Raw genomic sequence first — 25,489 nt, 5'->3', positions numbered from 1 at the left:
CCGTTGACCGAGACGGGGGCGGGACCTCACGGTCCCGCCCCCGCTTTCGTGCCCTGAGTCGGGAGGACGTATCGTCGTCCCGCGCACCATTGACGCCGTACCGTCTGGCGTACTGACATTTTCTTCGAGGAGGCGACCTGATGCTCCGGTACATCGGGCGCAGGGTCCTGCAGGTCATCCCTGTGTTCCTGGGGGCGACGCTGCTCATCTATTTCATGGTGTTCTTCATGCCCGGCGACCCGGTGGCGGCGCTCGGCGGCGAACGCGGGCTGCCCGAGGCGGTCCAGGAACAGATCCGTGAGCGCTACAACCTGGACGAGCCGTTCTTCGTGCAGTACCTGCTCTACCTGCAGGGCATCCTGACGCTCGACTTCGGAATCACGTTCTCCGGCCGCGAGGTGATCGACGTCATCAAGGAGGCCTTCCCGGTGACGATCCGCCTGGCGGTCATGGCGCTGATCTTCGAGGCCGTCTTCGGTGTGGTCGCCGGGCTCGTGGCCGGGCTGCGTAAGGGCGGCTTCTTCGACGCCACCGTGCTCGTGGTCAGCCTGCTCGTCATCGCCGTGCCGACGTTCGTCATCGGCTTCGTGCTCCAGTACTTCGTCGGGGTCGAGCTCGGCTGGCTGCCGGCGACGGTCGGCCGCGAGGGGTCCTTCTACGACCTGCTGATGCCCGCCGTCGTGCTCGGCGCCGTCTCCTTCGCCTACGTGCTGCGCCTGACCCGTACCTCCGTCGCGGAGAACCTCACGGCGGACTACGTGCGCACCGCCACGGCGAAGGGCCTCTCGCGCGGCCGCGTGATCAACGTGCACGTCCTGCGCAACTCCCTCATCCCCGTGGTGACCTTCCTCGGCGCCGACCTCGGCTCCCTCATGGGCGGCGCCATCGTCACCGAGGGCATCTTCAACATCAACGGCGTCGGCGGCACCCTGTACCGGGCCATCCTCCAGGGCGAGTCCGCGACAGTCGTCTCCCTGACCACCGTGCTCGTGCTGGTCTACATCGTGGCCAACCTGCTGGTCGACCTGCTGTACGCGGCCCTGGACCCGAGGATCCGTTATGCCTGACATCACCCACACCGGCACCGGTCACGGCCCCGAGCCGGTCGCGGCCCGCCGTCACCAGGAGCACTTCTTCGCCGAGCTCGACGAGACCGGCCTCGGTGCCGTCGACGCGGTCGACGACTCCGGCGCCCCCTCGAGCCTGTGGGGGGAGGCGTGGAAGAAGCTGCGTCGTCGGGCGATCTTCTGGGTCTCGGCCTTCATCATCGTGCTGGTCTGCGCCGTCGCCGCCTTCCCCACGCTCTTCACCTCGCTGGACCCCCGGTTCTGCGAGCTCGGCAACAGCCTCGACGGCCCCACGGCCGGCCACCCGTTCGGGTTCGACCGGCAGGGCTGCGACATCTACGCGCGCACCATCTACGGCGCCCGGGCGTCGGTGACGGTCGGCGTCCTCGCCACGATCGCCGTCGTGATCATCGGTACGATCATCGGTGCGGTCGCCGGCTTCTTCGGCGGCTGGTTCGACACGATCCTCTCGCGCATCACCGACATCTTCTTCGCGATCCCGCTGGTCCTCGCCGCGATCGTGATCATGCAGGTCTTCAGCCAGCACCGGAACACCCTCACGGTGGCCGCGGTCCTGGCAGCCTTCGGGTGGACCCAGATCGCCCGCATCACCCGCGGCTCGGTCATGAGCGTGAAGAACAACGACTACGTCACCGCCGCGGAGTCCCTCGGCGTGAGCCGGCTGTCCGCGCTGACCAAGCACATCCTGCCCAACGCCGCAGCGCCGATCATCGTGTACTCCACGGTCGCCCTGGGCATCTTCATCGTCGCCGAGGCGACGCTGAGCTTCCTCGGCATCGGCCTGCCGCCCTCGATCACGTCCTGGGGCGGTGACATCTCCAAGGCGCAGGCCTCCCTGCGGTCCAACGCCACGGTGCTGTTCTACCCCGCCGGCGCCCTGGCGCTGACCGTGCTGGGCTTCATCATGATGGGCGACGCGGTGCGCGACGCCCTGGACCCGAAGGTGCGCACCCGATGACCGACAACCTCACCTCCGCCTCCACCGCCGGCGCCACGCTGCTCGAGCCGGACGTCGACCCGAACGCGCCGCTGCTCGAGATCCGTGACCTCGAGGTCGCCTTCCGGTCCTCGACCGGCATGGTGCCCGCCGTGCGCGGCGCGAGCCTGACCGTCTACCCGGGCCAGTCCGTGGCCATCGTTGGCGAGTCCGGCTCGGGCAAGTCCACCACCGCGCACGCGATCATCGACCTGCTGCCCGGCACGGGGAAGGTGGTCGGCGGCTCGATCAAGTTCGCCGGCCGCGAGCTCGTCGGCGCCTCCCGCAAGGAGATCGAGCACCTGCGCGGACGCGAGATCGGCCTGGTGCCCCAGGACCCGATGTCCAACCTCAACCCGGTGTGGAAGATCGGCTTCCAGGTGAAGGAGGCCCTCGTCGCGAACGGCGTCGCCAAGGGCAGCGCCGACGCCAAGGCCAAGGTCGAGAAGGTCCTCGCCCAGGCCGGCCTGCCCGACGCCGCCCACCGCGCCAAGCAGTACCCGCACGAGTTCTCCGGCGGCATGCGCCAGCGCGCCCTGATCGGCATCGGTCTGGCCGGTGAGCCCAAGCTGCTCATCGCCGACGAGCCGACGTCCGCGCTCGACGTCACCGTCCAGCGGCAGATCCTCGACCACCTCGAGCACCTCACCCAGGAGCGGCACGTCGCCGTCCTCTTCATCACCCACGACCTCGGCCTGGCCGCCGAGCGGGCCGAGCACCTCGTGGTGATGCACCGCGGCCGCATCGTCGAGTCCGGTCCCGCGCGACAGATCCTCGCGGCCCCCCGGCACCCCTACACGCAGCGGCTCGTGGCCTCGGCGCCGTCCCTGACCTCGCGGCGCATCCAGAGCGCCAAGGAGCGCGGGATCGAGTCCGAGGAGCTGCTCGCCCACGAGACCGACGAGCGCACGAACATCGTCGAGGTCGAGAACCTCACGAAGGTGTTCCACCTGCGCGGCGCGGTGCCCGGCGCCGGCAAGGAGTTCAAGGCCGTCGACGACGTCTCCTTCTCGATCCCGCGCGGATCGACCATGGCGCTGGTGGGGGAGTCCGGCTCGGGCAAGTCCACCGTCGCGAACATCATGCTCAACCTCCTCGAGCCCACCGAGGGCCGAGTGGTGTTCGAGGGGACCGAGGTCGGCTCCCTGAGCCGCAGCGACCTGTTCAGGTTCCGTCGCCAGGTCCAGCCCATCTTCCAGAACCCCTACGGCTCGCTGGACCCGATGTACTCGATCTTCCGGACCGTCGAGGAGCCGCTGCGGGTGCACGGCATCGGCGACAAGAAGTCGCGCGCGAGCCGGGTGGCGGAGCTGCTGGAGCTGGTGTCTCTGCCGAAGTCGACGATGCGGCGCTACCCGAACGAGCTCTCGGGCGGGCAGCGCCAGCGCGTGGCCATCGCCCGGGCGCTCGCGCTGCAGCCCAAGCTGGTCGTCTGCGACGAGGCGGTCTCCGCCCTGGACGTGCTCGTCCAGGCCCAGGTGCTCACGCTCCTCAACGACCTGCAGGCGGAGCTGGGGCTGACGTACATGTTCATCACCCACGACCTCGCCGTCGTCCGGCAGATCGCCGACCACGTGGCCGTCATGGAGAAGGGGCGGATCGTCGAGCAGGCCAGCACCGACGACGTCTTCGACCACCCCCAGCAGCAGTACACGCGCGAGCTCCTCGAGGCGATCCCCGGCTCGAAGCTCGAGATCGGTCCCGAGGTCCCCGACCTCGAGGGCTGACGAGGCCAGCAGGGCCGACGGCGGAGCTTGTGCGCCGTCGTAGGCCCGGCCGCGCCTCGGGCATCCCGACGGCGGTCCCTGGGGTGCGTCGCGAGCCGACTGCGGTCCTGGGGCGCGTCGGGTGCCGTCGGCGGGACGGGTGTCGCCGTGCGCCGCGACGTCGGCAGAATCCGGCCGCGTCGAGACCGGATCGCAACCTTGACGGCATGACCAACCATGTACTCTGACTAGACGCCATCATGACCCAGGTCACACCTGTGCCCGTGGCGTCCGACCAGAGGACAGGGACGTCGACGAGCCACCCCCGTGGGTGGCTCATCGTCTGCCCGGTCCGCCAGCCCCCGAAAGTCTGCCGATGCTCCCGTACCTCTCCCGCAGGTTCCTGAACTATCTGGTCCTGCTCTTCCTGGCGGTCAGCCTCACGTACATCCTGGCCGCCACCCAGCTCGAGCCCCGTTCGCTGTACGAGCTCCGCAACCCCCCGATCGACCCCGTGTCGATCGAGAACTCGCTGACCGCGTACAACCTGAACGACAAGACCCCGGTGCTCGAGCGGTACTGGACCTGGCTGACCGGCGTCATCACCTCGTGGGACTGGGGACGCACCCCCTTCGGCAACTCCGTCAACGACGAGATCGGCACGCGGGTGTGGGTCTCGCTGCGGCTGGTGACCCTCGGCTCCCTGCTCGGCATCACGCTCGGCGTGGCGCTGGGCGCCTGGACGGCGACCCGGCAGTACAAGATCTCCGACCGCGCCGTCACCTTGATCTCCCTGATCATCATCTCCACCCCGACGCTGGTCATCGCCGTCGTGCTGCAGATCCTCGCCATCCAGGTGAACCAGGCGACCGGGTCCCAGTTCTTCGAGTTCCTCGGTGAGACGGGACGCCACGGCGACGGCGCGCTGGACCCCCTCTTCGACCGCCTCCAGCACCTGCTGCTGCCGACGATCACGCTGACCCTGAACGGCATCGCTTCCTACAGCCGGATCCAGCGCAACCTCATGCTGGACACGCTCGGCGCCGACTACGTGCGTACCGCCCGGGCGAAGGGGCTGCGCAAGGGCCGCGCACTGTCGCGCCACGCCCTGCGCACCGCGCTGATCCCCACCGGCACGTACTTCGCCTTCACCATCGCCACCCTCGTGCTCGGCACCACCTTCGTGGAGCTGATCTACGGCTGGCACGGCATGGGCATCTACGGCGTCCAGGCGATCACGGCGCACGACGTCAACGGGTCGGTCGCCGTCGCCGCGTTCGGCGGGGTGTGCGTCCTGGTGGGCGCCATGCTCTCGGACGTGCTGGTCGCCGCCCTGGACCCGCGAGTGAGGGTGAGCTGAGATGACGACGACGAACAACAAGCGCGACGTGAAGAACAAGCGCGACCAGGGGCCGGCCGGCATCCCGCTCGACCACGACATCGGCGACCCCAACATCAACCTGCGCTCGGAGATCCCCGAGGTCGCGCAGGGCGACTCGCCGGAGCTCAGCAGCCGGCGACTGTCCCGCCGACGCATCATCTTCCGCCGGTTCCTGCGGAACAAGACCGCCGTCGTCGGGCTCGTCGGCATCGTGCTGCTCGCCGCGTTCGCGATCGTCGGGCCGTACCTGTCGCCGTGGACCTACACGCAGGTCGACCAGACCGCGTTCCTCCAGGCACCCAGCGACGCCCACATCCTCGGCACCACCCAGGCCGGGCGCGACGTCTTCGCGCTGACGGCCGAGGGCCTGCGCAAGTCGATGATGATCGGTCTCGGCGTCGCCGCCCTGCAGACGTTCATCGCCGCGTGCATCGGCTCCTTCGCCGCCTACTACGGCCGCTGGTTCGACAAGGTCGCGCTGTGGATCATCGACCTGCTGCTGGTGGTCCCGGCGTTCTTCATCATCGCCATCATCTCGGTGCAGACCGGTGACTCGCGCGGGTCGGTGCTCATGCTGATCCTGCTGCTGGCGGGTCTCGGCTGGATGCTCTCCGCCCGCGTCGTCCGCTCGATGACGCTGGGCATCAAGGGCCTGGAGTACGTCACCGCGGCGAAGTACATGTCGGTCTCGACGCCGAGGATCGTCTTCCGGCACATCATCCCGAACATCTCCTCGCTGCTGATCATCGACGCCACGCTGGCGCTCGCCGCGGCGGTGCTCGCCGAGACCTCGCTGTCGTTCTTCGGCTTCGGCGTCCAGGCGCCGGAGACCTCGCTCGGCACCCTGATCGCCGAAGGCCAGCGCATGGCCTCCACCTACCCGTGGATCTTCCTCGCGCCGGCCACCGCGCTCACGCTGATGCTCGTGTTCATCAACTTCGTGGGCGACGGGCTGCGCGACGCCCTCGACCCGTCGTCCAAGTCCGGAGGCCGTGCGTGAACATCGTCAGCCGCAGCAGGAACCGGGGCGGCGGCACCGCCACCGCACCCCGGCACAGCGTCCCCTCGCGCGCCGAGGGCGTGCCCGTGCTCGACGTCGCCGACCTCACGGTCGACTTCCCCTCCGAGGACGGCGTCGTGCACGCCGTGCGCGGGGTGAGCTTCACCGTCGGGGCCGGCGAGGTCCTCGGCATCGTCGGCGAGTCCGGCTCCGGCAAGTCCGTGACCTCCATGGCCGTCATGGGGCTGCTCCCGGAGTCGGCCAGCGTGGCCGGGTCGGTGAAGCTGCACGGCGAGGAGCTCCTCGGCCGCTCGGACGCCTACATGTCGCGCATCCGCGGCGAGCGGATGGGCATGGTCTTCCAGGACCCGCTCTCCGCGCTGACGCCCGTCTACACGGTGGGCGACCAGATCGTCGAGGCCCTGCAGATCCACCGCAACATGGACGACAAGGCCGCCTGGGAGCGCGCCGTCGAGCTGCTCGACCTCGTGGGGATCCCGAACCCGCAGGTGCGCGTCCGGGCCTTCCCGCACGAGTTCTCCGGTGGCATGCGCCAGCGGGCGATGATCGCGATGGCCATCGCGAACGACCCGGACCTGATCATCGCGGACGAGCCGACGACGGCGCTCGACGTGACGATCCAGGCGCAGATCCTCGACGTGCTCAAGACCGCCCAGCGCGAGACCGGTGCCGCCGTCGTCATGATCACCCACGACCTCGGCGTGGTCGCCGGGATCGCGGACCGGGTGGCCGTGATGTACGCCGGGCGCGTGGTCGAGCGCGGCGAGGTCGACGACATCTACTACCGCACCACGATGCCGTACACGATCGGGCTGCTGGGGTCGCTGCCGCGGCCGGACGCGGACGAGAAGACGGCGCTGGCGCCGGTCGAGGGCAACCCGCCCTCGCTGCTGAACCTGCCGACCGGCTGCCCCTTCGCGCCGCGCTGCCCGATGGCGATCGATATCTGCCGGCAGGTGGAGCCGCCGCTGGAGGCCACGCTCGGCGAGGGGCACGTCTCGGCCTGCCACCGCAAGGAGGAGATCGAGGAGCAGGGCCTGACGTTCAAGGACATCTACCCGCTGCCCGGGATCATCGAGCACCCGCTGGCGGCCGTCCCGCGGGAGGACCGCGAGGAGGTCCTGCGGGTCACGGACCTCGAGCGGCACTTCCCGCTGATGAAGGGCTCGGTGTTCAAGCGCCGCGTCGGCACGGTCCACGCGGTCGACGGCGTCAGCTTCGACATCCGGGCTGGGGAGACCCTCGGCCTCGTGGGGGAGTCCGGCTGCGGGAAGACCACCACGCTGCTGGAGATCCTCGACCTGAAGGCACCGTCCAACGGCACGATCGTGGTGCTGGGCAAGGACGTCGGGCAGCTGAGCGGGCGGCGCGAGCGCAAGCAGGTCCGCAGCGACCTGCAGGTCGTGTTCCAGGACCCGATGGCGTCGCTCGACCCGCGGATGCCGGTCTTCGACATCATCGCCGAGCCGCTGGAGGCCAACGGGGTCAAGGGGGAGCGGGCCGAGGAGCGGGTGCGCGAGCTGATGAAGCTCGTGGGCCTGGAGCCCTCGCACGCGAACCGGTACCCGCAGCACTTCTCCGGCGGGCAGCGCCAGCGCATCGGCATCGCCCGGGCGCTCGCGCTCGAGCCGAAGCTCCTGGTGCTCGACGAGCCGGTGTCCGCGCTGGACGTCTCCATCCAGGCGGGGATCATCAACCTGCTCGACGAGCTGCGCGCGAAGCTCGAGCTCAGCTACCTGTTCGTGGCGCACGACCTGTCGGTGGTGCGGCACATCGCGAACCGGGTGGCCGTGATGTACCTCGGCCGCATCGTGGAGGTCGGCGAGGTCGACAAGGTGTTCGAGCAGCCGACGCACCCGTACACGCAGGCGCTGCTCTCGGCGATCCCGATCCCGGACCCCGCACTCGAGCGGAAGCGGGAGCGGATCATCCTTTCCGGGGACCTGCCCTCGCCGGCGAACCCGCCGTCGGGCTGCCGGTTCCGGACGCGGTGCCCGAAGTTCCTCACCCTCAGCGAGGGGGAGCAGTCCCGGTGCATCTCCGAGGACCCGCCGCTGTACCCCATGGGCACCGACCAGAAGTCGGCCTGCCACTACGCGGAGGCCGTCGAGGTCTTCTGACGACGACGAGCACGGGCCGGTCGGGGGCGACCCCGGCCGGTCCGTGCGTCGTCGTGCGGCCGGCGGCCCGTGCCGTCGTCGTGCCGGCACGCCTGTCGCTGCGACCGGTTGCGCCCCGACGGGGCGTTGCCCTGGCTCGCGGCCGGGCCGGTCCGGGGACTCCTTCCAGCCGCGACAAGCCGCCCGGACCGGACGACGTAAACGGGCAGATCACCGCCGTGGAGCGCTCGTGAAGCGGTCTTACATCACCGCGCGGTCTCAATTGGGTCACAAGTGAATCCCGACACCCTGTCGGGGTGCCGTGCGTCACACCGGCCGTGGTTCAGTACTGACCAGAACGTGCCGCAGACCGATGTCTGCCAATCAAGCGGGGTACCGCCGACGTTCTCGACACACCTTGATGGAGGTTCAACAGTGCGCACGAAGAAGGGTGCAGCAGTCCTGGCGACTGGCGCAGCGCTTGCGCTGGTCCTCGCGGCCTGCAGCGACAGCGGCGACGGCGGCGAGACGTCGGACGGCCAGACCAACGCCGGCGGTGAGACCGGCGGCACGGCCGATGGCGAGGGGGAGCTCTTCCAGATCAACGCCACCCCGCGTGACGAGCTCGAGCAGGGCGGGACGCTGCGTCGCGCCGTCGCCGAGCTCCCTCCGCAGTGGAACCCCATGCACGTGAACGGCAACAACGCCGACTACACGGACATCCGCGACGCGCTGAGCGTGGCGAACTGGGACTACGACGGCGAGGGCAAGCCCACGCCGAACGAGAACTACCTCGTGGACTTCACCGACGAGATGGAGGGCGAGCAGCAGGTCATCACCCTCAACCTCAACCCGGACGCCAAGTGGAACAACGGCGACCCGATCGACTGGGAGGACTACGAGGCCACCCTCACCGCCTGCAACGGTGAGAACGCCGAGTTCCAGTGCGTCCAGACCGGTCCCTACGAGGAGATCGAGTCGGTCGAGATGGGCGAGGACGAGTTCCAGGTCGTCATCACCTACAAGTCGACCTACCCCGACTGGAGCGCGACGGTCTCCAGCGTCTCCCCGGCCGAGGGCGTCGCCGACGCCGCCGCCTTCAACGAGGGCTGGCTGGAGTACCCGGCGGACTGGTTCACCGGTCCGTACATGGTCGACAACATCGACGACGCGCAGCAGGTCCTCACCCTCGTCCCGAACGAGAACTGGTGGGGCGACGAGGCGCTGCTCGACGAGATCCAGTTCCGCGTCGTGGCGCCGGACGCCACCGGCACGGCCTTCCAGAACAACGAGATCGACGTGTTCGACGTCGGCCCGGACCCGAACGCCTACGCGCTCGCCCAGACCGTCGCGGGCGCCGAGATCCGTGAGGCGAAGGGCCCGAACTGGCGCCACTTCACCTTCAACTCGGAGGCCGGCCTGCTGCAGGACCAGGGCATCCGCCAGGCCATCGCCCGCGGCGTCGACCGCCAGGCGATCGCCGAGTCCGACCTCGCCGGCCTGCCCGGTGAGAAGAAGCCGCTGAACAACCACATCTTCATGGAGAACCAGGCTGGCTTCGTGGACAACGGCAGCGAGTGGGGCTACGACCCCGAGGCCGCCGGTGCCCAGCTCGACGAGCTCGGCTGGACCATGAACGAGGAGACTGGTATCCGCGAGAACGCCGACGGCGAGCCGCTGACCGTGAAGTTCTCCGTCCTCACCGGCGTGCCGGTGTCGGAGAACGAGGGTCAGCTCGCCCAGGCGCAGCTCAAGGAGATCGGCGTCAACCTCGAGCTCGTGCAGACCCCGGTCGACGAGTTCGGGCCGGCCCTGTCCAACGGCGACTTCGAGATCATGGCGTTCTCGTGGATCGGGACCCCGTACCCGATGAACGGTCTGTCGCAGCTCTACGGCGACCCGGCCACCAACGAGTCGAACTACGCGAACCTCCTCAACGAGGAGCTCAACGCCCTGATCGACCAGATCGACGTCGAGACCGACAACGACGCCCGCGTCGACCTGGCCAACCAGGCCGACCAGATGATCTGGGAGTCGGGCCACACGCTGCCGCTGTACCAGCGTCCGGAGCTCGTCGCCACGGTGAGCAACCTCGCCAACTTCGGCGCCACGGGCTTCAGCACCACGCGCGCCGAGAACTGGGGCTTCGTCGCCGAGTGATGATCACTCGCTGAGGCACTCAGCACACGTAGCACGCACAGGGCCGGTGGGTAACCACCGGCCCTGTGCCGTGCCCAGCGATCGTGCGCCGGCCCCGGCCCGGCCCCGGCCCGGCTCTGGCCCGGCTCTGGCCCCGGACCCCGGCGCGCGGCCCGGCTCCTCGGCCCTCGCCGCGGTCTCCGGCTTCCCGGCCCGCGCCCCTGACTTCCCGGCTCCCGGCCTGGGCTCAGGTCCGCGTCAGGCTGAAGGGTTCGTACCGATAACCGGTACGAACCGTTCAGGCTGTTCGGTCGGACTCGTGCCGGGTCATCTTGGGACGGCTCGAGCTGCCCGGCGGGCTAAAGCGGGACGCGCCTGGAGCGGGCTCGAGCAGGCCGGGCGTGGAGCGGGCTCGTGCCGGACGAGCTTGGCGGGCTCGAGCCAGACGGGCGGAGCGGGCTCCAGCCGGACGGGCTGGGGCGGGCTCGAGCCGGATCAGCCCAGCGTCGTGGCGGTGAGCACCGCCAGCGCGAGGCTTCCGGCGAGGAGGCCGATCGAGACCGCGTTGACCCGCTTGCGCACCTGGGTCGGAGCCGCCGGCTCACCGGTGCGGCCGGTCGTCCCGACGCCGCCTGCTCGCGCCGCAGCGAGGCGTGCCTCGATCACCTGCCCGACGAGGCGCGAGTCACCGGTGGCAGACAGGCGTCCGGTGCCCTCGGTGTCGAGGAGGTCGACGCCTGGCACGTCTGGCTCCCGCCGACGGTTCGAGATCCCGCCCTTCGCCGGTGCAGCCCACACGTTCACCCGGCCGTCCGCCGTCTCCAGCCGCAGCCCCCACCGCGTCTCGACGGCGTCGATCGTGAGCCACGGGACGTCGACCGTCGTGAACACGTTCGCAGCTGTGACACCGGCGGGTGCCACGACGACGTGCGGCTGCCAGAACACCGCCCAACCGACGGCCACCAGGACGAGGGGCACCGCCCCGTACTGCAGGAGCTCACCGAGCCCGCCGTTGGTCGCGAACGCTACGAGGAGCACGACCGCGACCACCCAGAAGATGACCGCGTACACGCGCGCGGAGGTCGTGCGGAAGACGATCGTCGGTCCCATGCCCCCATCATCACTGAGCCGGCGGTGCTGGCTGTGCACCCCAGCCGTCGCGGGCGGGGTGCGTCGGCACGTCTCCGGCCGGCTAGTGCCTTGAGGACGGCGGCGGCCCATCGTGATCGGCTCGTGCGGTGAGGACGGCGGCGGCCCATCGTGATCGGCTCGTGCGGTGAGGACGGCGCGTATCGGGACGGCTCGTGCCGTGTGGACGGCCGCGCACTGAGCAAGGCGTCACCAGCGCGTTCGCGAAGCCGGCGTGACCCTGCGCACAGGCGCCAGGGGTGACGCCGGAACCGCCTGCGGCAGTAGAATCGTCGGTTGGCGCCCAGAACAGGGTGCTTGCCCGCCCGGGACAGGGTGCCTGCCCCTCGGCGACACCATCGCCAGCACCGGTGCGCGGGCAGCCCCTGAGATGAAATGAGTACCCGCGTATGCCTTTGCGCTCAGATCTGCGCAACGTCGCGATCGTCGCCCACGTCGACCACGGCAAGACCACCCTGGTCGACGCCATGCTGTGGCAGTCCGGTGCCTTCGGCGAGCACCAGCACGTGGACGAGCGGGCCATGGACTCCGGTGACCTCGAGCGCGAGAAGGGCATCACGATCCTCGCCAAGAACACCGCGGTGCACTACCGCGGTCCCGCTGCGCAGGCCGCCGGGCTCGAGGACGGCCTGACCATCAACGTCATCGACACCCCCGGGCACGCCGACTTCGGCGGCGAGGTCGAGCGCGGGCTGTCGATGGTCGACGGCGTCGTGCTCCTTGTCGACGCCTCCGAGGGGCCGCTGCCCCAGACCCGCTTCGTGCTGCGCAAGGCGCTGGCCGCGAAGCTCCCCGTCGTCCTCCTGGTGAACAAGGTCGACCGGCCGGACAGCCGGATCAGCGAGGTCGTGTCGGAGGCGCAGGACCTCCTGCTCGGCCTGGCCTCCGACCTCGCCGACGAGGTCCCCGACCTCGACCTCGACGCCATCCTCGACGTCCCGGTCGTGTACGCGTCGGCGAAGGCCCGCCGCGCCAGCCTGGAGCAGCCGGCCGACGGCACGCTCCCCGACAGCGAGGACCTCGAGCCGCTCTTCGAGACCATCATCGAGAAGATCCCCGCACCCTCCTACGAGGAGGGCGCGCCGCTGCAGGCGCACGTGACCAACCTCGACGCCTCCCCGTTCCTCGGCCGGCTCGCGCTGCTGCGCGTGCACAACGGCGAGCTGCGCAAGGGGCAGTCGGTGCTCTGGGCGCGTGCCGACGGCACCACCAAGAGCGTCCGTATCTCCGAGCTGCTGCGCACCGAGGCCCTCGACCGGGTGCCCGCCGAGGTCGCGCACGCCGGCGACATCGTCGCCGTCGCCGGGATCGAGGACATCACCATCGGCGAGTCGCTCGTGGACCCGGACGACCCGCGCCCGCTGCCGATGATCACCGTCGACGACCCGGCCATCTCCATGACCATCGGGATCAACACCTCCCCGCTCGCCGGCCGGGTCAAGGGGGCGAAGGTCACCGCGCGCCAGGTCAAGGACCGCCTCGACCGCGAGCTCATCGGCAACGTCTCGCTGAAGGTGCTGCCCACCGAGCGCCCGGACGCCTGGGAGGTGCAGGGCCGCGGCGAGTTGGCGCTGGCCATCCTGGTGGAGCAGATGCGCCGCGAGGGCTTCGAGCTGACCGTCGGCAAGCCGCAGGTGGTCACCCGCGAGATCGACGGCAGGCGCCACGAGCCGATGGAGCGCATGACCATCGACGTCCCCGAGGAGTACCTCGGCACCGTCACCCAGCTCATGGCCGCCCGCAAGGGCCGCATGGAGACGATGTCCAACCACGGCACCGGCTGGGTGCGCATGGAGTTCGTCGTCCCCGCCCGCGGCCTCATCGGCTTCCGCACGCGGTTCCTCACCGAGACCCGCGGCACGGGCATCGCCTCCTCCATCGCGGAGGGTTACGAGCCGTGGCAGGGCACCATCGAGATGCGCAACACCGGCTCGATGGTCGCCGACCGGGCCGGCGCGGTGACGCCGTTCGCGATGATCAACCTGCAGGAGCGCGGCTCGTTCTTCGTCGAGCCCACCTCGGAGGTGTACGAGGGCCAGGTCGTCGGGGAGAACTCCCGCAACGAGGACATGGACGTCAACATCACCAAGGAGAAGAAGCTCACCAACATGCGCTCCTCCACGGCGGACAACTTCGAGAACCTCGTGCCGCCGCGCAAGCTCACCCTCGAGGAGTCCCTCGAGTTCGCGGCCGAGGACGAGTGCGTGGAGGTCACGCCCGAGTCCGTGCGGATCCGCAAGGTGATCCTGGACTCCCAGGAGCGCTTCCGCAGCGCGTCGCGGGCCCGGCGCGCCGAGGCCTGAGGCTCGGACGGGGCGGCGCCGTCGTGACGGCCCGCCCAGTCCTCAGCTCGACGCGAGCTCTACCTGCGGGCGACGACGACGAGGGCCATGATGGGGATATGACCGACCTCCACGCCATCTCCCAGGCACCGTTGCCCACGGGCGGGCTCCTCGGGGTCTTCGCCCATCCCGACGACGAGACGCTCGGCGCCGGCGGCCTGCTCGCCGCCGCTGCCCGCGCCGGCGTCGGGGTCGCGGTCGTGACGGGCAACCGCGGTGAGCTCGGCGAGGTCATCCCGGCCGAGCTGGCGCACCTGGAGGACGACCGGCCCTCCCTGGCGCACCACCGCGAGCACGAGCTCGCACGTGCCCTCACCGCGCTGGGCGTGCGTTCCCACCGGTTCCTCGACGCCGTCCCCGGCCTCGCGGAGCGGCGTGCCCGGCACTTCACCGACTCGGGCATGGTCTGGCTGCGCCACGGTCTCGCCGGGCCGGGCACCGACGCCGGTGCGGACGCCTTCTCGGCCGTCCCGGTCGAGGTGGCCGCCCGTCTCCTCGCAGTCCTGCTGCGCGAGGCCCGCCCGCAAATGGTCGTGACCGAGGAGCCGCACGGCGGGTACGGCCACCCCGACCACGTCCACGCCCACCAGGTCACCATGCGTGCGGTCGAGCTCGCCGCCGACGCCTCGCCCGTGGACGACGACGACGACCCGCTCACCGGGCTCGAGCCGTGGGACGTGCCGGTCGTCGGCTGGGTCGTCGAGTCCGAGGAGCGCTACCGGGCCGCCCTGCACTGGCTCGAGACGAGGCTCGAGCACCACCCCCAGTTCGGCACCCGCGGCGACGTCCTCGCCACGATCCCCGCCACGAGCGAGATGCCCTCGATGGTGGTGCCGGCCGACCAGGTCGACCTGACCGTTGACATCACCGCGGTGCTCCCGGCGGTGGCGGCGGCGATGCGCGCCCACCGCTCCCAGGTCCAGGGGATCCACCTCCTCGACCTCACGCAGCCGGAGAACCGCGGGCAGGCCGTGTGCGGCTGGTTCGCCGTCAGCAACGGCCTCCTGTTGCCGATCCTCGGCACCGCCAGTCTGCGTCTCGCCCCCGGTCACGACAGGGTCGACGAGCTCACCCATCTCCGGACCATCGACGGCCTGACCCGGGACCGGCTGACCGGCTGGACCGGACGCGACCGTCTCGCCGCCTTCGTCGGCGGCACGGTGACGGCGTGAGCGGCGACCGTCCAGACGGCTATGACCGGACTGACCGTCCGGCCCAGTTCGACCATCCGGCCTTGCCCGACGACGGCGACCGTCCCGACGACGGCGACCGTCCCGACCGAAGCGACCGTTCCGACAGCGAAGACCGGCTCGACCGACCCGACCGTGTCAGCCGGGCTGTAGCGGCGTTCGTCGCGGTCGCCGCCGGCATGGTGGTCGCGATCGGCGGGACGTTGGTGCACCGCTGGGAGAGTGCGGACCTGCCGGCCGGGATGGCGCTCGCGCTCCTGGGGGTCGCCGTCGGTGCGGTGTTCGCCCGCTCGGTGTCCGACGGCACCGGTGTGTTCCTCTTCGGTCTCGCCGGCCTGGTCACCGCGCAGGTCCTGACCTTCGTCGGCCCGGGCGGTGACGTCCTGGTCACCGACGACGTGCTCAGCTACGTCTGGCTGGTCGGACTGCCGCTGGTGACGGCCGCCGTCGCACTGACTCCGCGGTCGTGGTACTCCGACCGGCCGGCGCCGGCGGCCCGGCACGCGGTGGACGGATGAGCCCCGGCGACCCGGCCGCGAGTCCTGGGACGACGACCGGCGAGGCCGACCCGGAGGAGCTCGTCGAGCGCTTCCGCGCCACGATGGGCCGCCTGCCGGGCGGCATCTCGGTGGTATCGGTGCGCCACGGACGGCTTGACCTGGCAATGACCGCCACCGCGGTCGCGTCGGTCTCCCTGCGGCCCCCGATGGTGCTGTTCTGCGTCTACTCCGACGCACGGATGCGCGAGGCCCTGGACGACGTCGACACCTGGGCGATCAGCCTCCTGGACGCGTCGGCCGCCGTCGCCGCGGAACGGCTCGCCATGCCAGGACGGCCGGCCTTCGGTCAGCTGACCGGTGTGCCGCACCACCGTGGCGAGACCTCCGGTGCCGCACTGGTGGATGCCGCCCAGGGGTGGGTGGAGTGCCGAACGGCGTGGATCAAGAACGCCGGGGACCACGACGTCGTCGTCGGCGAGGTGCTCGACGCCCGGATCGGGACCACCGGGATCGGCGGACTGGTGCACCACCTCGGCCGGGTCCGGCCGTTGGCGTGACGGTCAGCTGGCCAGGCTCTCCGAGGCCCCAGCGTCGACGTGCGCGCGCAGACGCAAGTCAATAACGATGTGGTGACGTTGCTCATGCCGACCGTTTTCCCCCAATTCCCGCGACTACCATTCTGAAGGTCGCACGCGGCGGCAACCCTGGGGGAAGAGGACGCGAGCCAGTGACACAGGACTTCATGCGCGGCCCGGTGCCCGAGCACCGGCCGGAGAGCCACGGTGCAGGCCGGGCCTCCTCACCGTCCCTGGAGTCCCCGACCGGCGGGATGAACGATCTCGACGCCGTCCTGGCCCGCCGGCTGAACGAAGCCGGTCCTGCTCCGGCGCCGCCGGACGGTGCACCTGCCCCGGCCGACGAGCCGGGTCCGGCGCCCGCGCCTCCCGACGAGCCCGGTCCGGCACCTGCACCGGGCGACGAGTCAGGTACGGCACCCGCGCCTCCCGACGAGGCAGCATCCGCCCAAGCCGGTAGCCTCGCCCCGGCCGACGAGCCGGCGCCGGCACCCGCGCAGGTAGACGAGCCAGGTTCCGTACCCGCCCCGGTAGACGAGCCAAGTTCGGCATCCGCCCAAGCCGGCGCCCCCGCCCCGGCTGACGAGCTCGATGACGTCGAGCCCAGCACGGCGGCCCAGCGGCACGACGACCTCGAGGTCTCCGCGGTCCGCCACGACCCTGACAGCGCCGCGGTATTCCCAGCCGCCACGCCGCACTCGCCGACCTACGACGACCCCGAACCCAAGGATGACCGCATGCCCTCGCCGTTCGACGAGTTCGCCGCCGAGCCGCCCAGGCGGCGCAGCAGGCGCGGTCTGGTGATCGCGGCCGTCGTCGTCCTCCTGCTCGCCGCCGCCTACGGCGCGGGCGCCTGGTTCCTCGGCGACCGCACGCCGAACGGTGCCACCGTCGCCGGCGTGCCGATCGGCGGTCTCTCCGCGGCGGACGCTCGCGAGCGCCTGGCCGATGAGCTCGCCCCCCTCGCCGAGGAGCAGATCCCGGTGAGCGTCGGCGAGGCGATCTCGAGCGTCGACCCTGCCGCCGTCGGGCTGACCCTCGACGTCGAGGCGACGCTGGACGACCTCACCGGCTTCACCCTCGACCCGCGCGTGCTCTGGGGCCGAGTGTTCGGCCTCGGCGCGGTCCCGCCGGTCTCCACCGTCGACGAGCCGGCGCTGCGCGAGGCGCTGCAGTCGGCGGCCACCGAGCTCGACGTTGCCCCCGTCGAGGGCGTCATCACCTTCGCCGGGACGACGCCGGAGGTCACCGAGCCCGAGCCGGGCACCGCCGTCGACGTCGACGCCGCCACCGCGCTCCTGCCCGAGGAGTGGCTCACCGCCGAGCGTCCCATCGAGCTGCCGACGCAGCCCGTCGAGCCCGCCGTGGGCACCGACGCCGTCGCCGACGCCCTGGACAACCTTGCCGAGCCGCTCGTCTCGGCGCCCGTCAGCGTCAGTGTCGAGGGCAAGCTCGCCGAGCTCACCCCCGAGCAGCTCGCCGCCAACGCCACGTTCGTCGACGACGGCGGCACCCTCGTCCTCGAGCTCGACGGGGAGGCGCTCGCCGACGCGGTAGTCGAGGCGAACCCCGAGATCGTGGTCACGGGTCAGGACGCCCAGATCGTGCTCCAGAACAACGAGCCGACCATCATCCCGTCCACCAACGGCACCGGCGTCGACCCCCAGGAGCTCGCCGCCGCGGTCAGTACTGCGGCAACCTCCGCGAACCGCACGGCCGAGGTGTCCCTGGTCGAGGCCGAGCCGGAGTTCTCCACCGCCGACGCCGAGGCGCTGGGCGTCAACGAGATCATCGTCGACTTCTCCACCCCGATGCCCTACGACCCGGTCCGCACCGAGAACCTGCGCGTCGGGACGGCGAAGGTCACGGGGACGCTGGTGATGCCGGGGGAGGAGTTCTCCCTGCTGGAGGAGCTCGGTCCGATCGACGAGGCGCACGGCTTCGTCTCCTCGGGCGTGGTGGAGAACGGCTTCTCCTCCGTGGCGCTGGGCGGCGGTCTCTCGCAGCTCTCGACGAACATGTACAACGTCGGCTACCTCGCCGGCTACGACGACATCGAGCACAAGCCCCACTCGCGCTGGTTCGACCGGTACCCGGCGGGCCGAGAGGCGACCCTGTGGGTGCCGACGGTGGACATGATCTGGCGGAACAACACCGACTACGGAGTCATGGTCCACGCGTGGGTGACCGGCGACGCGGTGCACACACGGCTGTGGAGCACGCCGGTGTGGGACGTCGAGACGTCCAGCTCGGGGCACTACAACATCGTCAAGCCCACAACCGTGTACAACCCGGCCGACGACTGCGTCGCGGAGGGCTTCGGCCCGGACGGCTTCACCGTCACCAACACGCGGGAACGGTCCAAGGCCGGCGAGGTCTTCGACGAGGAGAGCTGGACCTGGACCTACCGTCCCTGGCACCGCGTCGTCTGCGGTGACCCGCCCTCGGACGGCTGACGCCCACGGCTGGCCTGGCCGCCTCGGACGGCTGACCACCCACGGCTGGCCTGGCCGCCTCAGGCCGACGGCGGAGGCGTCCTGCGGTACCGGGCCGGGTCCGGCGGCGGGGGCACCCGCTTGCCCGTCACCATCGCGCCCGCCGGGACGTGCACGTCGCCGCGGCGGGTCCTGACGACGACGCCGTCGGCGCGTACCGCGACCAGGTCTCCGAGGGCATCGCTGAGACGCGGCCGGCCGCCGGTCGGGTCGTCCGCCTCCTCGAGGCGGTAGCGCACGACGACCCGCTCACCCACCTGCCACCGCAGCCAGGGCGGCTCGCCGGGCGGGGGCGCGTCGCGCTCGGCCTCGGGCGCTTCGTCGGGTGTCGTCCGGTCGTCGTCGTGCTCCACGCACCCCATGCTGCCTCAGCCCGGCGGGCGGCCGCGTTCGTGATCCCCGCGCACGCGAGGGATACTAGGGTCGACGTCGCAGCCCAGGTGTGCGCCACGTCGTCGCCCGCTCGAAAGGAAGTGCTCGTGACCTACGTCATCGCCCAGCCCTGTGTGGACGTCAAGGACCTGGCGTGCGTGGACGAATGTCCCGTCGACTGCATCTACGAGGGCAAGCGGATGCTGTACATCCACCCCGACGAGTGCGTCGACTGCGGCGCCTGCGAGCCGGTCTGCCCGGTCGAGGCCATCTACTACGAGGACGACACCCCGACGATCTGGTCGGACTACTACCGGGCGAACGTCGAGTTCTTCAACGAGCTCGGGTCCCCGGGCGGCGCCGCGAAGATGGGCGTCATCGACAAGGACGACCCGATGGTCGCCGCGCTCCCGCCGCAGGCCTAGGAGCGTGCTGCACGCCGGCGCCCTGCCGGACTTCCCCTGGGACTCCCTGACGGACGCCAAGACCCGCGCGGCCGCCCACCCGCGCGGGATCGTCGACCTGTCCGTAGGCACCCCGGTGGACCCGACCCCGGCCGTCGCGACGGCGGCCCTCACCGCGGCGGCCGACGCCCCGGGCTACCCGACGACGGTCGGCACCCTGGCGCTGCGGGAGGCGGTCGTCGCATGGTTCGCGCGTCGGCGCGGGGTGCCCGACCTCGGCGTGGACGCCGTCCTGCCGACGATCGGCTCCAAGGAGATGGTGGCGCTGCTCCCGGCCCTGCTCGGGCTGGGGGAGGGCGACGTCGTCCTGCACCCGCGCGCGGCGTACCCCACGTACGACGTCGGGGCCCGGCTCACCGGGGCCACCCCGGTCCCGATCGACGCCGACCCGGCCGGCTGGCCGGACGCCAAGCTGGTCTGGCTGAACTCCCCGGGCAACCCGGACGGCCACGTGCTGTCCGCGGAGCGGCTCGCCGCTGTCGTCGCCTGGGCCCGTGAGCGCGGCGCCGTCGTCGCCGCCGACGAGTGCTACGCCGAGCTGCCCTGGGACGAGCCATGGGCCACTGACGGCGTGCCGTCCCTGCTCGACCCGCGGGTCACGGGCGGCAGCCACGACGGCCTGCTGGTGCTGTACTCGCTGAGCAAGCAGTCCAACCTCGCCGGCTACCGGGCCGCGCTGATCGCCGGCGACCAGCGGATCGTGCACGCCCTGACCGAGGTGCGCAAGCACGCCGGGATGATGATGCCGGCACCGGTCCAGGCCGCCATGACCGCCGTCCTGGGCGACGACGCGCACGTCGCCGCCCAGCGCGAGCACTACCGCGCCCGGCGGGCCACCCTGCTGTTCGCCGTCGAGGGCGCCGGACTGGCTCTCGACCCGGAGTCGGTGGCCGGGCTGTACCTGTGGGTGCGCCCGGCGGCGGGCGAGGCGAGCTCGTGGGAGATCGTCGACGCCCTGGCCGCACGGGGGATCCTCGTGGCGCCCGGGACGTTCTACGGCCCGCAGGGCCAGGGCTACGTCCGCATCGGCCTGACCGCCACGGACGAACGCATCGCGGAGGCGGCCCGCCGGCTGGCCGAGGGCGGTCCGCTGCTCGGTTAGGGGTCGGCCGCGGACCAGGACGTGGGCGGGTTCGGGGTTTGTCCGCACCATGGCATATCTTTGTGTACCGGATCACCACCACATCCCCGGCGCCGCGACGCGCCCGGACACGCAACGAGGCGCTCGTACCCCGAGGGCCGACCATCCCGAGGAGGGCACCACATGTCGAATGCTGAGCAGAGCCCGGCAACGTTCGAAGTAGACGGGAAGACGCTCCGGTTCGATCGAGTGCCCGCCGTGGAGGGCAGCGACGGCGTCAACATCTCGTCGCTGCTGAAGGAGACCGGCCTGGTCACGCTCGACCCCGGGTTCGTGAACACGGCGTCGACGACGTCGTCGATCACCTACATCGACGGCGAGGCGGGCATCCTGCGCTATCGCGGCTACCCGATCGACCAGCTCGCGAAGGGCTCGAACTTCCTCGAGACCGCGTACCTGCTCATCTACGGCGAGCTGCCCGACGCCGACACCCTCGAGGCCGTCGCGCGCCGCATCAAGCGGCACATGATCCTGCACGAGGACTTCAAGGCGTTCTTCACCGCGTTCCCGGCCAACGGCCACCCGATGTCGATCCTGCAGGCGGGCATCGCCGCGCTCGGCACCTACTACCAGCACACCCTCGACCCGCACGACGAGTACCAGCGCGAGCTCTCGACCGTGCTGCTCATGGCCAAGGTGCCGACGATGATCGCCGCGATCGCCAAGCGCGCGAACGGCCTGCCGCTGCTCTACCCGGACGCGTCGAAGCCCTACGTCGAGGACTTCATCCGGATGACCTTCGGCCTGCCCTACCAGCGCCACGACGTCGACCCGGCCATCGTCAAGGCCCTCGACATGCTGCTCATCCTGCACGCCGACCACGAGCAGAACTGCTCCACCTCGACGGTGCGCATGGTCGGCTCGGCCCACGCCAACGTCTACTCCTCGATCGCGGCCGGCGTCGGCGCGCTCTCGGGCCCGCTGCACGGCGGCGCCAACGAGGCCGTGCTGGAGATGCTCGGCAAGATCCAGAACGCCGACTACTCCGTGGAGAAGTTCATGGAGAAGGTGAAGAACAAGGAGGACGGCGTCCGCCTCATGGGCTTCGGGCACCGGGTCTACAAGAACTACGACCCGCGTGCGGCCATCGTCAAGGAGGCCGCCCACGACGTGCTCGCGCGCCTCGGCAAGAACGACGAGCTCCTCGACATCGCCATGGGGCTGGAGGAGATCGCCCTCAACGATGAGTACTTCATCCAGCGCAAGCTCTACCCGAACGTCGACTTCTACACTGGCCTGATCTACAAGGCCATGGGCTTCCCCACCCAGATGTTCACCCCGCTGTTCGCCCTCGGTCGCCTGCCCGGCTGGATCGCCCAGTACCGCGAGATGATCGCGGACCCGAGCACGAAGATCGGTCGCCCGCGCCAGGTTTACACCGGTGCGCCCGAGCGCGACTTCGTCCCGGTCGAGAAGCGCTGACTTTTCTCTGACCACCGCGGGAGCCCCGGCCACCACGGCCGGGGCTTCCGTGTCTCTGTCGCGCTCAGCCCCTCTCGCGAGCGGCGGCCACGGTCGAGGTTCCCAGGTACCCGCAGCTCGCGCCGACCGACGATGGTTGCGGTCTTCACTTCCGGCTGCGCTCGCCGCGTCATGTCTTGCGGGCCTCAGCCCATGACGCAGTCCTCAGCTGATGACGACGGCGCCCGGTCCGGCGCCGGCCGCGGCCTCGGTGACGGCGGCGGGGACGTCCGCCTCGACGAGCGGCACCCAGGCGGCATCCTCGCCGTCGTCGCGCACCCATGCGCGCCCGTCGACCGCCACGACTCTCGCACCTGTCTCGGAGGCGGCCGCCACGGCCCACTGGGCCACCGCCCAGGCACGCCGAGCGGGGTCGGCGTCGAGCCCGGCCGGCACCGACGTGGCGTCGACCACGAGCACGCCGCCGGGAGCCACCGCCGTGGCCACCGACACGAAGTCCCGGGTCAGCCGGTCCTCGACGACGGCCAGCCGCTGCGCACCACCGGCCGAACCGGTGGCGGTGCTGGACTCGCCGTCCTCGGGAGCGTCGAGGTGGCACACCAGTGCCGCGGGGGAGTACCCGGTCAGCGCCGAGGCGAAGGCGCGGCCCCTGCCCTCGTGCTGGGCGTACGCATCGGGGAAGGCCGAGCGCTGGACGTCCTGGGCGGCGTCGGTCACCTCCTTGGCCTCCCAGCCCTCGACGGTCACCAGGACGTCGTAGAACGCGTTGGTGGAGTAGACGGGGTCCATGATCTGCTCGACGGTGCCCCAGCCCTGGGACGGCCGCTGCTGGAACAGGCCCACGGAGTCGCGGTCGCCGTAGTCGATGTTGCGCAGCTTGGACTCCTGCAGCGCCGTCGCGATCGCGACTGTCACCCCGCGGGCGGGCAGCTCCCGGTGCATGGCGACCGCCCCCAGGAGCGCAGCGTTGTCCGCCTGGTCGGCGGCCATAGTGGCGGTCGAGCCGTCGTCGAGCGTCACCACACAGGCGCCGGACGCGCCGTCGGTCGTGAGCAGGTTCAGGACGAGCACGACGGCACCGGTGGCGAGGGCCGTGGCCCCGAGCAGGACGGCCACGCCGCCGGCGCACCCGCGACCGGCGCCGCGGCCACGCTGCGCGGGGCGCGGGCGGGTGGACCGGCCGCTACGCATGCAGGGCGGCGTTGAGCTCCACCCCGGTGCCCTTGCGCGGGAGCGCCTCGACGGCGCCGGAGAGGGAGTTGCGCCGGAAGAGGAGGTTGTCGTGGCCGGATAGCTCACGGGCCGGGACGACGCGCGGCTCGGTCAGCTGGCCGTGGTCCGGGCGGGTGCCGCCGCCCGTCAGGACCGAGACCTTCGTGCCGGCGGTGAGGTAGAGGCCCGCCTCGACGACGCAGTCGGCACCGAGGGATATGCCGAGACCGGCGTTCGCGCCCAGGAGCGAGCGCGGCCCGATGGAGATGACCTGCGCCCCGCCGCCCGAGAGCGTGCCCATGATCGAGGCTCCGCCGCCGATGTCCGCCCCGTCGGCGACGACGACGCCCTGGGAGATCCGCCCCTCGACCATGGAGCGTCCGAGCGTGCCGGCGTTGAAGTTGACGAACCCCTCGTGCATCACCGTTGTGCCCGGCGCCAGGTGGGCGCCCAGGCGCACCCGGTCGGCGTCGGCGATGCGCACGCCGACGGGCAGGACGTAGTCGACCATGCGGGGGAACTTGTCGATGCCGTGCACGGTCACCGGGCCGTGGGTGGCCCGCAGACGGGCGCGGGTGGCCTCGAAGCCGTCGACGGCGCACGGGCCGGCGGACGTCCACACCACGTTGGTGAGCCGGTCGAAGATGCCGTCCAGGGCGATCGTGTTGGGGGCGACGACCGTGTGCGAGAGCAGGTGGAGGCGCAGGTAGGCGTCGGCGGCGTCGGCCGGAGCGGCGTCGAGGTCGATCTCGGTGCGGACCACCTCCGTGCGCACGGCACGGTCGGTGTCGGTGCGCTCCAGCGCGGTCAGCTCCGCCGGGGCCGAGGTGTCCGCTGGCGCGTGGCCCAGCGCAGGCGTGGGATACCACACGTCGAGGATGTCGCCGGAGTCCGTGATCGTGGCCAGTCCATGGCCCCACGCGCTGCGCTCGGTCATACCTGCCAGCCTACGTGGGCCGGGGCTCCTGCGTCCGACGGCGCCGCTCGCCGAGTGGCACGTCATGGCGGTGTCGCGGGCGGCGGGACGGTGCGAAAGGTGCCGCTCGGTGGGGGAAGCGCGCCGAGTGGCATCCCTGAAGGAGCGGTGGTGAGTCAAGGGGGTGTGGTGAGTCTGCTCAGGCTTGTTTCTTGCTTGTCCGGCTGGGTTTTGGGTGCGCTCGGTTGAGGCGTCGGGGTCAAGGCTCGCGCGGAGCGCGACCGCGCAGCGGCCATAGGGCCTTGAGGCCGGCGCCGTGCCGGGCCACGATGTTCAACCAGCGGAGAAGCTCAACGGGTGTGTGCTCCCAGGGTGTGTGGTGGTTCCGGAGTTGTGTCAGTTTCGCTCATCAGCGCCGTTTGTGGGCGGGTGTGCAGGCCCCCGGGGGCTGCTCGGTCATCCCTTCGCCGGTGTTCCCCTCGCGTGAAAGTGTTAGTGAGCGAAGGGGCGGCATGATGGGGTTCGCAGGTTCGACCGGGACGGGATCAATCACTATGACGGCCGCGCCACCAGGTGGTGGGGGTCATGTCACTCTCGGTCCCGCGTCCCGGTCGAGATTCGGTGGCACTCATGCCGCCGGGGCCAGCGCGCGGACGCGGCCGTCGCGCATGGCGTAGAAGACGAACTCGAGTTGTTTGCGGGCGGCTGCGATCACGCCGATGTTGCGTCCGCGCCGGTCGGCGACCTGGTCGCGGTAGCGACCGACCCGGGAGCTCGCGGGCAGCAGCTGGACCGATTCCACCGCCGCCCACCGCACCAGGGGCGAGCCCTGCTTGGTGATCCGGCCGCGGTGGACCTTGGTGTCGGACTCGTGGTGGCGAGGAGTCAGTCCCGCCCAAGAGGTCAGCTGCTCGGCCCGGGTCAAGCGGGTGATGTCACCGATCTCGGCGATCAGGACCGCCGCCAGGACCGGGCCGATGCCCGGGATCGTGCGCAGGGCCGCGTACGAAGGATCCTGTCGCAGCCGGTCGCTGATCAGCCGGTCGAACTGGCTGATCTCTACCTCCAGCGTCTGGATCAGGCGCCGCTGAGAAGCGAGCCGGGCAGCGAGCGTCTCGGGCAGCTCGAGCCGGTCGAGCAGCTTGGTGCCCTTGACGCCGAACAGGTCCGAGAACGGCACCGCGATGCCACGCTTGGCCACCACCGCGTGGACCTGAGCCTTCAGGCTCGAGCGCATCATCACGAGCTTGGCCCGGTGCCGGACCAGCTCACGCAGATCACGGGTGGCCGGCGGGGAGATC

At 71.0% G+C, this 25,489-nt stretch carries 20 protein-coding genes; 15 read left to right on the top strand and 5 right to left on the bottom strand.

Annotated features, from left to right (window positions below; all coding sequences use genetic code 11):
* The first annotated feature begins 140 nt into the window (after nt 1-140).
* From GD748_RS18680 to GD748_RS18650, 7 genes are all read left to right on the top strand, one after another.
* Complete coding sequence (locus GD748_RS18680) at nt 141-1,067, top strand: ABC transporter permease (protein WP_152196756.1); 927 nt, start codon at nt 141-143, stop codon at nt 1,065-1,067.
* Complete coding sequence (locus GD748_RS18675; protein WP_152196755.1) at nt 1,060-2,046, top strand: ABC transporter permease; 987 nt, start codon at nt 1,060-1,062, stop codon at nt 2,044-2,046. The genes GD748_RS18680 and GD748_RS18675 overlap by 8 nt, the downstream gene beginning before the upstream one ends.
* Nucleotides 2,043-3,791: a dipeptide ABC transporter ATP-binding protein gene (locus tag GD748_RS18670; protein WP_152196754.1), complete on the top strand. Its 1,749-nt coding sequence runs from the start codon at nt 2,043-2,045 to the stop codon at nt 3,789-3,791. The genes GD748_RS18675 and GD748_RS18670 overlap by 4 nt, the downstream gene beginning before the upstream one ends.
* A 355-nt stretch (nt 3,792-4,146) precedes the next feature.
* Complete coding sequence (locus tag GD748_RS18665) at nt 4,147-5,130, top strand: ABC transporter permease (protein ID WP_152196753.1); 984 nt, start codon at nt 4,147-4,149, stop codon at nt 5,128-5,130.
* A gap of 1 nt (nt 5,131) precedes the next feature.
* The gene (locus GD748_RS18660; RefSeq protein ID WP_152196752.1) at nt 5,132-6,151 is read left to right on the top strand and encodes an ABC transporter permease; all 1,020 of its coding nucleotides are present in this window, start codon (nt 5,132-5,134) and stop codon (nt 6,149-6,151) included.
* A gap of 2 nt (nt 6,152-6,153) precedes the next feature.
* On the top strand, nt 6,154-8,292 hold the full coding sequence (locus GD748_RS18655) for an ABC transporter ATP-binding protein (RefSeq protein ID WP_152196826.1): 2,139 nt from the start codon (nt 6,154-6,156) through the stop codon (nt 8,290-8,292).
* Nucleotides 8,293-8,706: 414 nt separating this feature from the next.
* Entirely contained in the window at nt 8,707-10,431 is a 1,725-nt protein-coding gene (locus tag GD748_RS18650) for an ABC transporter family substrate-binding protein (RefSeq protein WP_152196751.1), read from the top strand.
* Between the two features lie 474 nt (nt 10,432-10,905).
* On the opposite strand, the gene GD748_RS18640 is transcribed toward GD748_RS18650, so the two are convergent.
* Entirely contained in the window at nt 10,906-11,520 is a 615-nt protein-coding gene (locus tag GD748_RS18640; protein WP_193313024.1) for a PH domain-containing protein, read from the bottom strand.
* Nucleotides 11,521-11,948: 428 nt separating this feature from the next.
* Between GD748_RS18640 and typA the strand changes: the two genes are divergently transcribed.
* From typA to GD748_RS18615, 5 genes are all read left to right on the top strand, one after another.
* A complete protein-coding gene (gene typA / locus GD748_RS18635; protein WP_152196749.1) occupies nt 11,949-13,862 on the top strand; it encodes a translational GTPase TypA in 1,914 nt (637 codons plus the stop codon).
* Between the two features lie 98 nt (nt 13,863-13,960).
* Nucleotides 13,961-15,073: a PIG-L family deacetylase gene (locus tag GD748_RS18630; protein WP_152196748.1), complete on the top strand. Its 1,113-nt coding sequence runs from the start codon at nt 13,961-13,963 to the stop codon at nt 15,071-15,073.
* A 62-nt stretch (nt 15,074-15,135) separates the two neighbouring features.
* Nucleotides 15,136-15,609 carry a DUF6113 family protein gene (locus GD748_RS18625; RefSeq protein ID WP_152196747.1) on the top strand — a complete coding sequence of 158 codons (474 nt, stop codon included), beginning with the start codon at nt 15,136-15,138 and terminating at the stop codon, nt 15,607-15,609.
* Nucleotides 15,606-16,148, top strand: a complete 543-nt coding sequence (locus tag GD748_RS18620) for a flavin reductase family protein (RefSeq protein WP_152196746.1) — start codon at nt 15,606-15,608, stop codon at nt 16,146-16,148. Before GD748_RS18625 ends, GD748_RS18620 begins: the two co-directional genes overlap by 4 nt.
* A 170-nt stretch (nt 16,149-16,318) precedes the next feature.
* Nucleotides 16,319-18,622, top strand: coding sequence for a VanW family protein (locus GD748_RS18615; protein WP_152196745.1), 2,304 nt, complete (start codon nt 16,319-16,321; stop codon nt 18,620-18,622).
* Nucleotides 18,623-18,681: 59 nt separating this feature from the next.
* On the opposite strand, the gene GD748_RS18610 is transcribed toward GD748_RS18615, so the two are convergent.
* Entirely contained in the window at nt 18,682-19,014 is a 333-nt protein-coding gene (locus GD748_RS18610; protein ID WP_226921635.1) for a putative acetyltransferase, read from the bottom strand.
* Between the two features lie 126 nt (nt 19,015-19,140).
* Between GD748_RS18610 and fdxA the strand changes: the two genes are divergently transcribed.
* From fdxA to GD748_RS18595, 3 genes are all read left to right on the top strand, one after another.
* Nucleotides 19,141-19,458, top strand: a complete 318-nt coding sequence (gene fdxA, locus GD748_RS18605) for a ferredoxin (protein ID WP_152196744.1) — start codon at nt 19,141-19,143, stop codon at nt 19,456-19,458.
* 4 nt (nt 19,459-19,462) lie between these two features.
* A complete protein-coding gene (gene dapC / locus GD748_RS18600) occupies nt 19,463-20,599 on the top strand; it encodes a succinyldiaminopimelate transaminase (protein WP_152196743.1) in 1,137 nt (378 codons plus the stop codon).
* Between the two features lie 162 nt (nt 20,600-20,761).
* Complete coding sequence (locus tag GD748_RS18595) at nt 20,762-22,060, top strand: citrate synthase (protein ID WP_152196742.1); 1,299 nt, start codon at nt 20,762-20,764, stop codon at nt 22,058-22,060.
* A 204-nt stretch (nt 22,061-22,264) separates the two neighbouring features.
* Here the strand turns inward: GD748_RS18595 and GD748_RS18590 are convergent, their stop codons facing one another.
* The 3 genes from GD748_RS18590 to GD748_RS18580 form a co-directional block, all read right to left on the bottom strand.
* Nucleotides 22,265-23,251 carry a hypothetical protein gene (locus tag GD748_RS18590; protein ID WP_452176698.1) on the bottom strand — a complete coding sequence of 329 codons (987 nt, stop codon included), beginning with the start codon at nt 23,249-23,251 and terminating at the stop codon, nt 22,265-22,267.
* Nucleotides 23,244-24,209: a 2,3,4,5-tetrahydropyridine-2,6-dicarboxylate N-succinyltransferase gene (gene dapD, locus GD748_RS18585; RefSeq protein WP_152196741.1), complete on the bottom strand. Its 966-nt coding sequence runs from the start codon at nt 24,207-24,209 to the stop codon at nt 23,244-23,246. Before dapD ends, GD748_RS18590 begins: the two co-directional genes overlap by 8 nt.
* Before the next feature lie 607 nt (nt 24,210-24,816).
* Nucleotides 24,817-25,489, bottom strand: a 673-nt coding sequence (locus GD748_RS18580; RefSeq protein WP_193313022.1) for an IS110 family RNA-guided transposase, incomplete at its 5' end; no start/stop codon positions are given.

The organism is Georgenia subflava (assembly GCF_009193155.1).
GTDB classification, from domain to species: domain Bacteria; phylum Actinomycetota; class Actinomycetes; order Actinomycetales; family Actinomycetaceae; genus Georgenia; species Georgenia subflava.
The sequence above is the reverse complement of the archived record's forward strand: the minus strand, read 5'-3'. Positions and strand labels throughout refer to the sequence as shown.